Source organism: Burkholderia sp. BCC1988 (genome assembly GCF_905339895.1).
Lineage (GTDB): Bacteria > Pseudomonadota > Gammaproteobacteria > Burkholderiales > Burkholderiaceae > Burkholderia.
Genome location: NZ_CAJPHA010000010.1, coordinates 205,921 through 221,152, shown reverse-complemented (window position 1 = coordinate 221,152; position 15,232 = coordinate 205,921). Strand labels below are relative to the sequence as shown.

Annotated in this window: 14 protein-coding genes and 1 tRNA gene; 7 read left to right on the top strand and 8 right to left on the bottom strand. The window is 62.3% G+C overall.

What is annotated here, in order from left to right; all coding sequences use genetic code 11:
* Window positions 1–23: 23 nt before the first annotated feature.
* From U4012_RS16875 to U4012_RS16850, 6 genes are all read left to right on the top strand, one after another.
* On the top strand, window positions 24–1,133 hold the full coding sequence (locus tag U4012_RS16875) for an acyl-CoA dehydrogenase family protein (RefSeq protein ID WP_321800078.1): 1,110 nt from the start codon (window positions 24–26) through the stop codon (window positions 1,131–1,133).
* Complete coding sequence (locus U4012_RS16870) at window positions 1,130–1,723, top strand: GNAT family N-acetyltransferase (RefSeq protein WP_301855700.1); 594 nt, start codon at window positions 1,130–1,132, stop codon at window positions 1,721–1,723. The genes U4012_RS16875 and U4012_RS16870 overlap by 4 nt, the downstream gene beginning before the upstream one ends.
* Before the next feature lie 8 nt (window positions 1,724–1,731).
* Entirely contained in the window at window positions 1,732–2,760 is a 1,029-nt protein-coding gene (locus U4012_RS16865; protein WP_321800069.1) for a 3-oxoacyl-ACP synthase, read from the top strand.
* Entirely contained in the window at window positions 2,757–3,683 is a 927-nt protein-coding gene (locus U4012_RS16860) for a 3-oxoacyl-ACP synthase (protein ID WP_321800067.1), read from the top strand. Before U4012_RS16865 ends, U4012_RS16860 begins: the two co-directional genes overlap by 4 nt.
* Window positions 3,684–4,027: 344 nt before the next feature.
* A complete protein-coding gene (locus tag U4012_RS16855; RefSeq protein ID WP_081070016.1) occupies window positions 4,028–4,810 on the top strand; it encodes an autoinducer binding domain-containing protein in 783 nt (260 codons plus the stop codon).
* A 238-nt stretch (window positions 4,811–5,048) separates the two neighbouring features.
* The gene (locus U4012_RS16850; RefSeq protein ID WP_321800060.1) at window positions 5,049–5,702 is read left to right on the top strand and encodes an acyl-homoserine-lactone synthase; all 654 of its coding nucleotides are present in this window, start codon (window positions 5,049–5,051) and stop codon (window positions 5,700–5,702) included.
* Between the two features lie 65 nt (window positions 5,703–5,767).
* On the opposite strand, the gene U4012_RS16845 is transcribed toward U4012_RS16850, so the two are convergent.
* Window positions 5,768–6,334 carry a hypothetical protein gene (locus U4012_RS16845; RefSeq protein WP_321800058.1) on the bottom strand — a complete coding sequence of 189 codons (567 nt, stop codon included), beginning with the start codon at window positions 6,332–6,334 and terminating at the stop codon, window positions 5,768–5,770.
* A gap of 688 nt (window positions 6,335–7,022) precedes the next feature.
* On the opposite strand from U4012_RS16845, the gene U4012_RS16840 reads away from it, so the two are divergent.
* Window positions 7,023–7,316 carry an H-NS histone family protein gene (locus U4012_RS16840; protein WP_321800057.1) on the top strand — a complete coding sequence of 98 codons (294 nt, stop codon included), beginning with the start codon at window positions 7,023–7,025 and terminating at the stop codon, window positions 7,314–7,316.
* Window positions 7,317–7,666: 350 nt separating this feature from the next.
* On the opposite strand, the gene U4012_RS16835 is transcribed toward U4012_RS16840, so the two are convergent.
* From U4012_RS16835 to fdxH, 7 genes are all read right to left on the bottom strand, one after another.
* Window positions 7,667–8,920: a tyrosine-type recombinase/integrase gene (locus tag U4012_RS16835; protein WP_321800055.1), complete on the bottom strand. Its 1,254-nt coding sequence runs from the start codon at window positions 8,918–8,920 to the stop codon at window positions 7,667–7,669.
* Between the two features lie 170 nt (window positions 8,921–9,090).
* A tRNA-Sec gene (locus U4012_RS16830) sits at window positions 9,091–9,186 on the bottom strand.
* Between the two features lie 29 nt (window positions 9,187–9,215).
* The gene (gene selB / locus U4012_RS16825) at window positions 9,216–11,141 is read right to left on the bottom strand and encodes a selenocysteine-specific translation elongation factor (RefSeq protein ID WP_321800052.1); all 1,926 of its coding nucleotides are present in this window, start codon (window positions 11,139–11,141) and stop codon (window positions 9,216–9,218) included.
* Complete coding sequence (gene selA / locus U4012_RS16820; protein WP_321800051.1) at window positions 11,138–12,577, bottom strand: L-seryl-tRNA(Sec) selenium transferase; 1,440 nt, start codon at window positions 12,575–12,577, stop codon at window positions 11,138–11,140. The genes selB and selA overlap by 4 nt, the downstream gene beginning before the upstream one ends.
* A gap of 73 nt (window positions 12,578–12,650) precedes the next feature.
* Window positions 12,651–13,586, bottom strand: a complete 936-nt coding sequence (fdhE, locus tag U4012_RS16815; protein ID WP_321800049.1) for a formate dehydrogenase accessory protein FdhE — start codon at window positions 13,584–13,586, stop codon at window positions 12,651–12,653.
* A 107-nt stretch (window positions 13,587–13,693) separates the two neighbouring features.
* Entirely contained in the window at window positions 13,694–14,320 is a 627-nt protein-coding gene (locus tag U4012_RS16810; protein WP_124486369.1) for a formate dehydrogenase subunit gamma, read from the bottom strand.
* Window positions 14,317–15,231 (bottom strand): formate dehydrogenase subunit beta, encoded by a 915-nt coding sequence (gene fdxH / locus U4012_RS16805; protein WP_124521371.1) that lies wholly within the window; start codon window positions 15,229–15,231, stop codon window positions 14,317–14,319. The genes U4012_RS16810 and fdxH overlap by 4 nt, the downstream gene beginning before the upstream one ends.
* Between the last annotated feature and the right edge of the window lies 1 nt (window position 15,232).

The following is a 15,232-nucleotide window of genomic DNA, read 5'->3' as shown; positions in this document are numbered from 1 at the left end:
CTCGTCCTTTGTGGAGGATTGTGATGTTCTCCCCCGACTCCTTCCCGCCAGGGCCCGCTTCGGTGCCGTGGGCACTGACCGATGATCAACGCAACCTCTATATCGCGAGCCAACGCTTCGCGCGCAACCGACTGGAGCCTTTGCTTGCCAGTTCACCCAGCGTAGCAACGTGGCAAGAAACCGTCAGACTCGCTGCCGCAACACTTGATCTTGGAGCAATGGTTTTACCCGAGGAACACGGCGGACTGGGAATCGACCGTCACGGCCTGGCACTTGTTGTCGAAGCGCTCGCCGCTGGACCGCTTGAGCGTGCGTTGGAGTTGACGCTGACAGCACCCGCGCTCATGGTGCTCCGGACGCACAATGCACTCGGTCCAGTTCTGGCTCGGCCAGTTCAGGCGTATTTCGACGGCACAACAGCGATCGCGTTGTCCGTGCCCGGCATCGACAACGCAACAATATGGCAACTCGGTCCACTGGGCGACGCTGTGACCCTCGCCATGCGGATAGATGACAAGCGGCGCCTCCTCCTCACCGAGCGCCCACATGATCAGCGACCTTCGAGATCGACAGGCATCGCGACGCTCGGCACTCTCGTTTTGGAGCAATTGCATTCGGACGAAGCCGCGGCCGAAACGCCCCTCGCCGTGATTGCGCGAGCCGACAGCGATAGCGTTCCTCCCGCGCAAACGTACATGACGGAAATCGGCCTCTATCTCGCTGCGCTCTTGACGGGCGCCATGCAACATAGCGTCCGGTTCGCGTTCGATTACGCGACGACTCGGCAAGCGTTCCGAAAGCCGTTAGCAAGCCACCAGCTCGTCGCGGCGCGATTATCCGACATGCTGATCGTCACCCATGGCACTCACCTGTTTTTGCAGGCAGTAAGGACGGCTCGCCCGTCGGCGCCGGTCCCGTTAGTCCGTCAGTTACTGCGACACGTCGCGGCCGAGTCGGTCAACGTCAGTCGTGAATTCGTGCAGCTTTGCGGTGGGCACGGCTATGTTGAAGGTCTCCCGCCGGCAGCCCGCTTCCAGAGCAGCCATTGGGTTGCCCAACTCCTGCTGCGCATCGACACAGCGCTCGGCTGGCTCGCGGAACCGCGGATCGAAAATGGGGAGGTAGACGTATGAATGGTAACGCCCCTACGGATGGCGCGCTTCAGCCCTCGATGGGCAACGCTGCAACGCATGTAACGTCATCCACGTGCTGGTTACGCAAACCAGGGCCGAATGACATCGACGATATCGTCGCCTGGCTCGCTCAGCCGACCATCGGTCGGTGGTTCGACTTCGGGCTCGGCCGCCAAACCCTACCCGCATTGGCGGTGCAAGCAATGGTTCATAGCAGACAGCATCGAATACGTGTGTTCGGTCCAGCTGGCTATGCAGTGCCGAGCGGTATGGTCGCCGTCAGTGATGTCACGCATCGCTTCGCGACGGGCACATTCTGGATCCTCCGCGACCGGTTGCGGCCAACTTGCGTCAATATGGCCTACAACGCCGCGACACACCTCCTTCATGAAGCGTTTATTCGTGATCGACTGCGATGCATCACTGCATGGGCAGTCGAATGCAATGTTCCGTCGCAACGCCTGCTCGCTCGCTTGGGATTTCGTTTCATCGGCCTGCAACGAGGCTGTCATCTCGTCGATAACGCACGCGTCGGGCGGCTCCTTTATGACCTGCTGCCCGAGGACCTCGCGCTACCACGTGCACGATGAATACACCCGTGATCACGGCACTTGCCAGCTATGTGCCGCGCACAGTCGCTGTACGTCGTGAGTGCGGAATCGAGCCAACGCACGGTGCTCCGATACGGTCCGTTTGGCAAGCTTGGGTCGCGTCGTGGCAAGCGGATTACGCCCCATACCTCACAAAGAAAGCAGCGGCAACCAGAAGCGCTGCAGTCAACTCAGCGACGGACGAATTCCAGTATGTGCCTGTTGAGCGCGATACCGATCTATCCGGGCTCGCCGCCAAGGTGGCGCAGGCAATATGTGCGAGGCGGCCAGCCGGTGCAGCGCCGATCGATATTGCAATATTCTGTCACAGTAGCCTCAACGAGCATGTTTCCACAACAATCGCTGGACGCTTGCGTGCAGTAATCGGCACGCCCTGCTTCCCGTTCTCTATCTCCCAACAGCAGGGGGCCTCCACGTTCACGGCCCTCCAGCTGGCGAGTGACCTGCTGATTGCGGAGCCCGAAATCAACACCATCTTGGTCGTCGCTGCCGAAAAGTGGTGTTCGCCGTTTTCGAGATGGACGGATCAGGGAATTGTGCAGGGCGATGCAGCCGGTGCCATCCTCGTGGAACGTTCCAGATCCGCGTCTTGTGGACTGGTGGTGATCGACGCACGCGCCAGCCGCCTCCACCGGTTCGCGCCACCCGCCCCGCTCTCAAGCCTAGACATCCGCACTGATTGGGTTCCGGCGCTGCAATCGACGATCGACGCGATACTGCTCCGACACGCGCTTCAGCCGAACGACCTCGGCACCGTCGTAGGAGCAGGAATAGATCCGCAACTTGATGAAGCTATTTGCCGACATCTCAGTCGCCGTGTCGTTGATTTTTCCGACCGCCACCGCGCCCATCTAGGCGCAGCCGAACCTATCGTGCGGCTCGCCAACACACTCGAATCTCACGACCTGTCAGTGTGCGATCGAATCCTGACGTGGGGCGTCGGCCTGGGCGGTTTCGTCGGTTGCGCACTGTTCGAATCGCATGGCAGGCCACACTTATATCTCAACCCGTCATGAGCGCTTCTATTGGGATCGTCCATACCGCTTACTATCTGCCTGAGCCGGCCGAAGATGTCCGCCGTTGGGCCCAACGAACTAAGCAGTCCATCGAGATCGTCAAACGCCTCGAAGAAGCGGGGGTGCGCTCGTTCTATGACGCTCGGGGACAGACTGCGCTTTCGCTTGCCGCGAACGCCATCCAATCGCTCGTTCGTGCGACCCATTTTGCTCCCGACACGATCGATTTTCTCGTCTACGTTCATACGCTTCAGGGCAGCATCGCCCCTCCGCCGCTATCCCTGCCACGCCTGCTATGCGAACACTTTGGTTTCGAGCAGGCAGAGGCATTCTCGTTTGCGCAACAGCATTGCGCCTCATCACTGGGCGCGCTACGGATCATTCGCGCGATGTTTTCCGCCCGTCCAGCTATCAACCGCGGCCTGCTGGTCGGCGCAGACGTCATGCCCCTCGCAAGCGATCGGTCAATCGCCGGGGCCGGATTGCTCAGCGACGGCGCATGTGCGGTGCTCGTCGAACGCAATGCCTCGATCAATCGATTGATCTCGCTGGCCTTTCACGCGAGTGGAGAAGGTTGGCTAGGCACACTGGGAGAAGATGAATCGCGTTTCGCAGCTCAGTACTTCTTTGCGGCGCGTCGACTCGCGACGCAAACGAGCGCCGAGGCGAATGTGCCCCTAGCTGAAATTCAGCGCATCTTGCCTTCCCATCTTGATCTGCCAACCTGGCGCCGAACTACCGCATCGCTCGGTCTTCCAGCACGATGCCTGTTTACTGACAACTTTGCTCGCGTCGCGCATGTGACGGTCAGCGATCCATTCATCAATCTCGCCGACTGCGATGATCTGGTTTCCGGTAAGCCTTTCCTGCTATGCGCCCGCGGAGTGGGAGGATTTTCCGCAGCGGCACTCTTCGTTCGCTAACAGGATCGTTGAATTCAGGAAATTTCGCTGATGGCGCGGCACGCGATCGCTAAATACGCTGCAATATCGTTCTCGTTCCGAGACGGTGATTTTTAAAAATAAAATCGCGTATTAAATTATTACAATCTATTGGATGACGTTCCGGTTCAAACCATTAGACTCCACATTAGCTACGCACCCAACGTCCATCTCGACGCAACCTCCGACGTCGGCCATCGCATAGCGGGTGCGCAGGTATTCAGCACCCCACTACCATACCGTTTGCCGGAGTCGCTGCCACAGTGATGGCGCCCTGCTCCAGCATTTCTCTTGAATGCCACTAGGCAATAAGTGAGGCAGAAGTCATGAGAACGCGATTTCGCCATCGCACAAGCAAAAAAGCGTCCAAGCCACCACCGTGGAATGTCACATTAGCCACCCGAATGGCACCAATCCTGTCTCTCTTTACCGATGCAAAGGATATTTCTTCTCTTTCTGACTTGCTTGGCAATGCGGTGCTTCCATTGGGTTTTCCATGTTACGCTGTCACACGGATCTCCCTGACTTGCATTCGCTCTAGACCTAGCATGTCTATGGAGGCAATCTGCTCGCATTATCCCAATAACTGGGTGCAGCACTATCTACAGCACAACTATGGCCCCGTTGATCCCGTACATCGAGCGGCTTTTACTTCCTCAGGACCTTATCGCTGGGGCGATATTACCGACTTGAACCATGCTGAGCGACATGTGCTCGTGGAAGCATGCGACGCCGGACTCAAAAACGGGCTGAGCATTCCAATTCGTGAGATCGGGGGCAGTATTTTGCTCATCAATCTGTCAGGGCCGTCATCCCGTATCAATGCAGGGACGAGCCGGCAGCTCGCGAGCGTAATCAGCAATCTATTCCGTTTGGAGCTGGATCGGTTCGCTCCTCCCCATCCGAGGGCGTTCATTCAGCTTTCCCCGCGTCAGCGCCAATGTCTTTCATGGGTCGCACAAGGAAAAACATCGACGGATATCTGCATGATTCTCGAAATATCCCGCCATACCGTCGAATATCATATCACTGAAGCAATGAAGGTCCTGAACGTGAATAGCAGGATAGCAGCCGCCGTCATTGCCTCCAATTACGGCCTACTTGATTAGCCACCTTATTTTCAGTCAAATTTTCCCGTGTGCGAGCGCGTCGCCGGCATGATTTAACCATGCCCCCGGGCCTCTCGAATCCCATATATTGAATAATTCTGGACCAACCAGAGATCTTCAATCTCGCACGGATGATGCACGTCCAATATTCATCTGCGCCTCCTCCCTACCTAACTAGTTCCTGTTGTTGTTTCGACTTGATACGGTGGCGCCCATCAATAAATGATGGAGAACGCAAATGCCACTCATTATCGCGGGTAGGTTGAGCGACTTGCCGCTTGAATTTCGTGATGGACTCGGCGCGTTCCGGTACGACGTGTTCGTGCGCCGCCTCGGCTGGCCGCTACCTGATATTAAGGAAAATGAAACCATAGAATGGGATCACTTCGATGGCGAAAACACCATTCAGATTGTTGAACTTACTCCCGAAGGGCAGATATGTGGTTGCGCACGCCTGATGCCAACTACCGCCCCATACCTGCTCCGAGAACTACTTCCTCGATCGTCGGACCTCGACTTTCCCTCGTCACCCACCGTATGGGAGCTATCGCGGTTCGCCGGCTCGGGCATGCAACTCTTTCCCTATGTTATGGCCGTCGCCGCATCCCTCGGCGCGACCCGCATCATTGGTGTCGTCACCCAGGCCATCGCACGACTGTATCGCCGCTTTGGCCTCGATCTTCAGTATGTGGGACCTCATCCGGAGACCGCTAGCTCTCCGTTCGTCGTCTGTGCCATTGATCTCACGCCCGCCGCGTTCGCCAAACTTGGATCCGATCTCGATAGTCTCCGCTCTTCAATCACGTGGCATCGTCCGCTCACGCCGAATGTTCATGGCTCGGTGGTGGAGACGGTACCACGCGCTGCTCATTGCGCGGCAGACGTGCAATAGGTCCCCTCCCGGCGACGACCGTCGCGCTTCGCCGAAATTAGTGCGCTCGACTTCCACGACTACAACTAGGATGTGGATCGCCGGTGGTGATGCCGGTTATCCGCATCCTTTACCCAATCCGGCCGGATGGCGGATGCGTAGGCCTGTCCGGTGCGTGAACCTTCGCCGCTTGCCTGCGCCCTCAGTCCGAGACGTTCATCAATCGCATGAGCGACAGTCGAAGATTTTGGCAGACGACCGTCATCGCAGTCCGTCCAGAACACATGCATCGCGTCGAACAAAACTGAGAGGATCGCGGTCAGGTAAGGCAGGCGAACGACTACACCGCCTCCCGTCGAATTGCCATCAACAGGACCGTAGTGATCGCTCGGCACGTCGGCAGGCAGGTCTATCCGCAACGCGTCAAGTTCACGCTGCAATCGCTCTTCAACGCAGTAGTGTGCGGTCGCCGATTTCGCCAGGACCTTGCCAAGCTCGCACAGCTTCTCGTCTTTCAGTTGAACGCATCTTGTGAGACGACGAATCTGCGTTTCGGCCCTTCGCAAACGGATCTGTAAGGTCGCGCAATCGCACGCCGGTGCCGAGCATGCGCTTGTATCACTCAATCGCCAAACATTATCGCATTGCTCCATAGCAGGCCTCGCCTCGAACGTGGCGATATGTACTCCACACACCGCGAGAAATCGGACCGATGATGCACCGACCTGGCCGGACTCATCGCGCCGGCGCAAATCGGTTCATCTTTTTTCGTTCCTTCACGCAGCAATGTCAACTGTGAGGATTGGGGGGGTACCGATCAACGCATCTGCGAAGTTGAACGATATGGAAAAACGAAACGTCCCACCACAACATCGGCGCAGAATTGGTCTGTCAATTGCACGAGATCACGCACGTCCCGAAAAAATGAAGCGGATTGTCTGAAGTTTCACGCTTGAGCAGAGCCGGCGATAACACAATAGGCCTCCTCATTGTGCCTCCAACGCAGCCTGATGGAGACGGTCTCAACAGGCACCGGAACATCAGTGCGGTTGAGCGCACATCGGCGCACAGCGGGCGACCATCCAACAATCTGCTGATGAGCGTCGACAATTTGCGTATCCAACCGCAATAGTTCAATGCCCGGCTGTCGATTGCTCCGCCAGATTTACGGCCTCGGAAACGATAAATGATCGACTCCGGGTCCAAACGATGAGAAAATCGCACAATCGTTACAATAGCCCTGCTGACAATAGAACGTCGCAGACCCGATGCGTCGCTCCGAATTGAACTCTACGAAGCGACCATTTCAATACTGTTCCTTTTAGCCACGTGGAGTGAAGAATGGCCACCTATCAAGAGTTGAAAGCCAAGGCTGATGCGCTGCTCGTGCAAGCGGAAGAAGCTAGGCAGGCCGAACTAGAGACCGTGCTCGAAGAAGTTCGTGCGCGTATTCAAGAGTATGGCCTCACGCCGGAACAGCTCTTCGGCCGTAAGCGCGCACGTGGCGCGAATGGCAGCCAAACCCCGACGGCGAAGTATCAGGATCCGAAAACGGGAAAGACGTGGAGCGGGCGCGGCCGCGAACCGTCATGGATTAAGGGTAAGAAACGTGATCGCTTCTTGATCGCCGAATGATCACCGTAGCATAGCGATCGGTCGCCCTACGGACGCTCTCTGGGCCCGCAGCTTCATGCTGAAGGCCCGGTTGACTCTGTATCAAGCCGTTCCGACTCAAGCGATTCCGATCTGTGTCAGTTGCCCCAACGCGGAAGACTCCTCCGCAGTCCTCGGGAATCCATGCCGTTCGTCTCGGCGGTGACTCTATTTCATACATAGCAGCGATACCGCCAGATATCGGTGAATTCGGCCTCCATTGCATCGGAATCAAGCGACATACTGACGACACAGCCTCGCACTCGCGATACGCGGCGAGTGCGAACCTGCCCGGCCCGCATCACCGTTTCTAGAATAGACGCCGCGTCGATTCAGGCAGCGAACGTTTGCGGCGCGACCGGCGCCATTGACGCTTCGAGCATGCGTCCGCTTGAACAATATACCCCCCAGTCCTCCATCATGAGCCGCCGTCTTTCGAGTTGATCGCGACGCCGATAGGCCGCTATCGTCTGCGAAGTAATGATGTGCGCCAACGCTTCCTCTGCCAAGGAATCCGGATAGTCGGTGCATTCGGCAACCCAGTCACGAAATGTCGACCGAAAACCGTGCACGGTGATGCCGGAGTACGACATGCGTTTCAGCAGTGACAGCATCGCCATGTTCGACAGTGGGCGCCCTTCCGTGCAACCGGGAAACAAATATCCATACTTCGCCTTCGGTAGCGCACTGCGTACGATCTCGACGGCCCGCTTGCAAAGTGGCACGCGCAGCGGCCGACCGCTCTTCGTGCGATCTCCCGGGATACTCCAGACACGATTGTCGAGATCAAACTCCTCAACCCGCGCAAACCGCGCCTCGTTCGTGCGAGTCGCCGTGAGAATAAGCAGGTGCAGCACCCGTGCCGCGCGTCGGGGACGAAGCTCGAGCTCCCGGATAAACGTCGGAAGGTCTTCCCAAGGCAACGCCGGATGATGCTTTACCTGCGAGCGTTTCTTTGACCGTGGTAACACCAGTTGGAGATGGTCTACGTAACGAGCAGGGTTACCACCGGCGCGATGGCCCATCACGGTCTCCGCGTCCAGGATCGCCTTAACGCGCCCCCGCACACGGCGCGCCGTCTCTGCCTTTTTGGTCCAAATCGGCTGCAGAATGCGGACAATCATCGCTGTGTCGATGTCGCGCACACGCACATCGCCGATGATGGGATAGGCGTAGGTCTTCAGCGTATTGTCCCATTGCTGACTGTGCTTCCGGTTTCGCCACTCCGATTCGTGCGCTCGAATGAACGCTTCAGCTGCCTCACGGAACGTCACGTTGGCATCGACGGAGATATCGAGCAATCGACGACGCTGCTCTTCGCGCCGTGCCAGGATGGGATCGACCTGATCCCGGACCATCTCGCGGTACCTAGTGGCCAGCTTTCGTGCTTCACCAAGCGAGACTCGCGAAAGCGGTCCGAGGCCCATTTCGCGCACTCGCCTGTCGAGCGTGAAGCGAAACACCCATGAGCGTGCGCCACTGCCGGCGATCTGCATGAAGAGGCCACCGCCGTCGGCATAATGTCCTGGATCCACCGCCTTCGCGACCCGCAGCGCGCTAAGCCGATGCAACTGTCGTCCCGCCATGCCGCCCTCCTTTCCTACCCACAAAACCCACGTTGCTACCCATGTTTCGTGAGGAAATTGTGGAGGACGCGGCTGGACGTCGCAAGCACATCGTTACCCACAAAACTCCGAAAAATCATGGGCTTGCGGACTTTCAGAGGAAGTTCACGGAACGCCGCGGAAGCCCGGCATGGCGGAAGGCAGCCGGAGTCGAACCGACCCGGGAGTGTCTGACACCCCCAACCGGGTTTGAAGCCCGGCCGTACCACCGGATACGAATGCCTTCCGTGGGGAAAAACCAAAGAACAACGAGCGCCTACGCCTGTACACCCACCCAACCGCTGTCAGGCCGCAGGAAGTGAAGATCGCGGTGGAAGCGAGTATACCCAACCCGATCGAAGAACTCGAGAATCTGGATCGCGCGCTTGCGGCCGAGCCCCGTCGCGTCGCGAAACGTCGCCGCGTCGAGCCCGCCGCCGCGCGTCGGCGCGAGATGCGCGACCAGCCCGGCCAGCTCGCGCACGACATCCGCGTGATAGAACAGGTCGCGCACGACCTGATGCACGTCGCCGCGCCGCGCGAGCTTGCGCAACAGCGTGCGCACGGCCTCCTCCTGCGCGCCCGTGTCGCGCGCCAGATCGCGGACCCACGGCGGATCGAAACGCCCCGCATGAATCAGCGGCAGCAATTGCTGCGCCAGCGCTTCCTCGCGCGCATCGAAACTCACCGAATGCGACGGCAGATGCAGCCACGGCCCGCTTCGCGCCACCTCACCGCCGTCCACCAGCGCATCGACCAACGCGCGCCACAGCGCATCGCCGACGAGCGGCGCCGCCATCCGCCGCAGGCGCGCCGCATCGAGCCCCTGCTCGTCCGGCACGCGTTCGTGATACGCACGCAGCGTATCGATCGCCCGCGCCTGCAGCGCGTCCCAATGCACCCGCGCGATCACCGTGCCGTCGTTCGACGCGCGCTCGCGCTGGCCGATCGCCAGTGCGTCGTCCGGCAACGCCAGCACGTCGGGCGCGAAGCCCGTCAGGTGCGTGAGCATCGCGCGCGCGATCCCGAGCGGCGCCTGCGCGAGCAGCGCATCGAGCCGCCCTTCGTCGAGCCACGCCGCCAATGCGTCGAGCCATGCGCGGCGCGCAGGCGTACGACGCTTGCGGGCGGGACCGAACGGATCGAGCACGCGACCGCCGCCGACGGTGCGCGTCGCCTGCGGATTGCGGACGATGAAGCGATCGCCCGGCAGCGCGAACACGGGTTCGTCGAACACCAGTTGCACGCGCATCGTGTGGCCCGCCGCGAGCGTATCGCCGTCGAGCAGCGCGACGTGCGCGACGCGATGCAGCGTGCCGAGATGCACGTGCAGCGGCGCCCAGTGCGTCAGCGTGAGCCCCGCATCGGCCAGCAGCGTCAGTTCGACGTCGAGACGCGGCGACGTCGCGACGAGCCGCGCATCCGCGACGGTGTCGCCCCGCTCGACGTCCGCACGGTCGACGCCGGCCAGGTTCAACGCGCAGCGCTCGCCCGCGCGGCCCGCGTCGACCGGCCGGTTCTGCGCATGGATGCTGCGCACGCGCGCCGCGCCGCCGGTGCGCACGACCGCGAGCGTGTCGCCGGTCGCCACGCGGCCCGCGAACGCGGTGCCCGTCACGATGGTCCCCTGCCCGGCGAGCGTGAACACGCGATCGACCGCGAGCCGGAACAGGCCGTCGTCGCGGCGCGCACGCCACGCGAGTGCCGCATCGGCGAGATGACGCTTCAATGCGGCGACGCCCGGATCGTCCTCGCGCGTCGCGCAGGTCTCCAAGATCGGCGCGCCATCGAGCGTCGAGCCGTGCAGCCACGCGGCGATCTCGTCGCGCACCGCCGACAGGCGCGCGGCGTCGACCCGATCGCACTTCGTCAGCGCGACAGCACCATGCGCGACGCCGAGCAGTTGCAGGATCGCGAGGTGCTCGCGGGTCTGCGGCATCACGCCGTCGTCCGCGGCGATCACGAGCAGCGCGAAGTCGATCCCGCTCGCACCGGCCGCCATCGTATGAATCAGCTTCTCGTGGCCCGGCACGTCGATCAGGCCGAGCACGTCGCCGTTCTCGAGCGGCGTATACGCATAGCCGAGCTCGATCGAGATGCCGCGCGCCTTCTCTTCCTTCAAGCGGTCGGTGTCGACGCCGGTCAGCGCGCGCACGAGCGTCGTCTTGCCGTGATCGATGTGTCCCGCGGTACCGACGATCATGCAGCCGGCCCCGCGACCTGCACGCATTGCGCGACGAATGCCGCTTCGTCCGCCGCTTCGAGGCAGCGCAGGTCGAGTCGCAGCGCATTGTCGGCGATGCGGCCGATCACCGGGCGCGGCCATTCGCGCAACCGCTTCTCGAGCTGCGCGAGCGCACGGCCGCCGCGCTTGCCATCCGGCGTGCGCACGACGAGCCCGGCGCTCGGCAACTGGTCGACCGGCAGCGCACCGCTGCCGATCTGGCTGAACATCGGCTCGACCTGCACGTCGAAGCCGCCGCCGAGCGCGGCCTGCAACGCCGGACGCACGCGCTCGGCGGCCTCGGCGATGTCACGCTGCGGCCGCGTCAGCAGACGCAGCGTCGTGAGCCGCTCGCGCAGGAATTCCGGCGCCTGGTACAGCCTCAGCACGGGCTCGAGCGCGGCGAGCGTCAGCTTGCCGACGCGCAGCGCGCGCTTGAGCGGATGTTTCTTGATCTTCGCGACGAGCGCGCGATCGCCGACGATCAGCCCGGCCTGCGGCCCGCCGAGCAGCTTGTCGCCGCTGAACGTGACGAGGTTCGCGCCGGCCGCGACGGTTTCCTGCACGGTCGTCTCGTGCGGCAGGCCCCATTGCGACAGATCGGCGATCGTGCCGCTGCCGAGGTCGACCGCCACCGGCAGGCCGTGCTCGCGCGCGAGCGGCGCGAGTTCGGCCAGCGTCACTTCCTTGGTGAAGCCGCTGATCGCGTAGTTGCTACAGTGCACCTTCATCAGGAGCGCCGTGCGCGGACCGATCGCGTCCGCGTAGTCGCGCAGATGGGTGCGGTTGGTGGTGCCGACCTCGCGCAGTTTCGCACCCGCACGGCTCATGATGTCGGGAATGCGGAACGCGCCGCCGATCTCGACGAGTTCGCCGCGCGACACGATCACTTCGCGTTTCGGCGCAAGCGCCGACAACACGAGCAACACGGCCGCGGCATTGTTGTTGACGACGGTCGCGGCTTCCGCGCCGGTCAGTTCGCACAGCAGATCGTCGATCAGGTCGTCGCGGTCGCCGCGGCGGCCGGTGGCGAGGTCGAATTCGAGGTTGACGGGTTGCGTGAGCGCGTCGACCACCGCGCGCACCGCGTCGTCGGGCAACAGCGCGCGCCCGAGATTCGTGTGCAGCACGGTGCCGGTCAGGTTGAACACCGCGCGCACGGCGCCCGCGCTCTGCGCGGCCAGCGTGCGGGCGACGGCCGCCGCGATGCGCGGCTCGTCGAGCGGCCCGGCCGCCGGCGGATCCTGCTGCGCGGCGGTGCGCCAGCGTTCGAGTTCGGCGCGCACCGCGTTCAGCACGCGCGTACGTCCATAGTCGGCGAGCAGCGGCTGCAGCGGCGCCGACGTCAGCACGCGCTCCACCGACGGCACGCGTGCGAGGACGGCATTCAGTTCATTCAAACCCGGTTCGGTCACGTAATGGTGGCTCCAATTCCATGCGCGGCAGGCAGCCGGCGCAGGCGCTCGCGCGCGCCCCGGCTCCGTACCGTCATTCCGCTTCGCGCGACATGTCCGGCCACAGCAGCGGGTTCGGCGAACTGCGCTGGTAGCCGGCTTCGTTCATCAGCAGGTCGAGCGTGAGGCTCGCGAGATCGTCCGCCAGCGGCTCGAACTCGTAGTCCTTCTCCTGGTAGCCGATCTTGCGATAGGTCTTGCATTCGTCACACGACTCGGCCTTGACGGCTTCGCTGCCGCCTTCGATCCCGTGGTAGGCGATGCCCTTGGTCGAATCGCAGTGCGAACATTTCGTGCGCACCATGTGCCACTCGGTCGTGCACAGCCCGCACTGCAGGAAACGGTAGCCCTGGTACTGGCCGCCGACGCGCACGACGCTCGCGACCGGATGCGTGCCGCACACGGGGCACAGCCCCGGCTGGTCGAGATACGGGACGTCGGCCGGTGCCACGCGGCTCGCGAGATCGGTCCAGACGACCTGCAGCGCGGCCATCAGGAACGGCGCGGTGGCCGGGTCGACTTCGGCGAAGCGCAACGCGAGGATCGCATCGGCCTGCGCGTCGAGTTCGGCGGGCGCCATCAGGCGCAGCCGGTCGAGCAGCTTCGCGAGCGACGGATTGACGAGCCCGGCGCTTTCGACGCGATCGAGCAGTTCATACAGTACGGCCCGCCACTGCGCGTTGCGCTCGCCGTCGAGCGCCGGCACGAGGGGCATCGAATGCTGTTGCGCGCGTGCGATCGCGTCAGGCGACGGCAGCGGCAGTTCCAGCGCCTGCAGCGTCGCGTGCTGCGCGTCGGCAACGGTCGCCATCAGCCGCAGGTAGCCGCTGATCGGGTTCAGGTCGGCGAGCTTGCGCAGCCGGGCGGCACGCGCGGCGAACGCGGTGCCGCGCTCCGGCAGGCGAAAGCGCGGAATGGCCGAATGATCGAGCGCCGAAATTTCGGTCGGTTCGAGAATGCGTTGTGTCACGAAAATGTCTTCCAAATAAACAAGCGCCGACAGGTCGGCGCTTCAGGCGATTCCGACGGTTGACGGAACGGCCCGCCGCGATCGGCGAGCCGCCCCGCTCCACTGCGTTATTTCACGCTTTCACGGAACCACTTCGGGTGATGCTTGCGGGCCCAGCCCAGCGTGACGGTGCCGCGCACCATCGCCCCGATCGAGCCCTTCACCCACAACGCCGCGTAAATGTGCACGATGATGCTCGCGATCAGCACGAAGGCCGCCACGGCATGCACGACAGCGGCCGCGCGGATCACCCCGATCGGGAAGTAGAACGAGAAGTAGCGCCGCCAGATCACGATCCCCGACAGCAGGAGCAGCAGCAGGCACGCCACCAACGTGAAGAATAGCAGCTTCTGTCCGGCGTTATAGCGCCCGACGGGCGGCAGCCTGTCTTCCTGGTTGGTCAGCACGTCGCCGATCTGCTTCAGCCATTGGCGGTCGTCCGCGTCGAGCGTGTTGTGATGCCAGAAGCGCACCACGAGAATCGCGAACGACACGAACATCACGAGACCGACGAACGGATGCAGGATCCGCGTCCACTGGCCGCCGCCGAACAGCGCGGTGAGCCAGAACATCGACGGATGGAACAGCGCGAGCCCGGACAGCGCGAGCAGCACGAACGTGATCGCGGTGATCCAGTGGTTCGTGCGCTCGTTCGGCGTGTAGCGGACGATCAGGTTGGGGTCGTCGTGCTTCATTTTGCGTCCTCCTTGATGCGTCGCGCCTCGTCGCGGGCGGCGGCTTCCTCTTCCTCGCTGACCTCGTTCGGACCGACCCGGGTGTAGTGGAAGAACCCGGCCAGCGCGGTCAGCGCGAGGCCGGCGACCGCGAGCGGCTTCGCGATGCCCTTCCACAGCTTCACCATCGGGCTGATCGACGGATTGTCGGGCAGCCCGTGGTACAGCGACGGTTTGTCGGCGTGGTGCAGCACGTACATCACGTGCGTACCGCCGACGCCCTGCGGGTCGTACAGCCCCGCATGCTCGAAGCCGCGCTCCTTCAGGTCCTCGATCCGCTCGGCCGCGTGCTGCTTCATGTCCTCCTTGGTGCCGAACACGATCGCGCCGGTCGGGCAGGTCTTCACGCAGGCCGGCTCCTGGCCGACCGCGACGCGGTCGGAACAGAGCGTGCACTTGTACGCGCGATGATCCTTCTTCGAGATCCGCGGCACGTTGAACGGGCAGCCGGTCACGCAATAGCCGCACCCGATGCAGTTCTCCTCGTGGAAATCGACGATCCCGTTGTTGTACTGCACGATCGCGCCCGGCGACGGACACGCCTTCAGGCAGCCCGGATCCTCGCAGTGCATGCAGCCGTCCTTGCGGATCAGCCACTCGAGGTCGCCCGCCGGGTTCTCGTATTCGGCGAAGCGCATCACCGTCCACGAGTGCTCCGACAGGTCGGCCGGGTTGTCGTACACGCCGACGTTGGTGCCGACCTCGTCGCGCAGGTCGTTCCACTCCATGCATGCCGTCTGGCATGCCTTGCAGCCGATGCATTTCGATACGTCGATCAGCTTCGCGACGCTCCCGGTCACCGGTTCGCGCGCCGTGGGCGGCGGCGTCGTGGTGGCCGAGACGCGCTTGATATCCAGCGATTGCAATGCCATC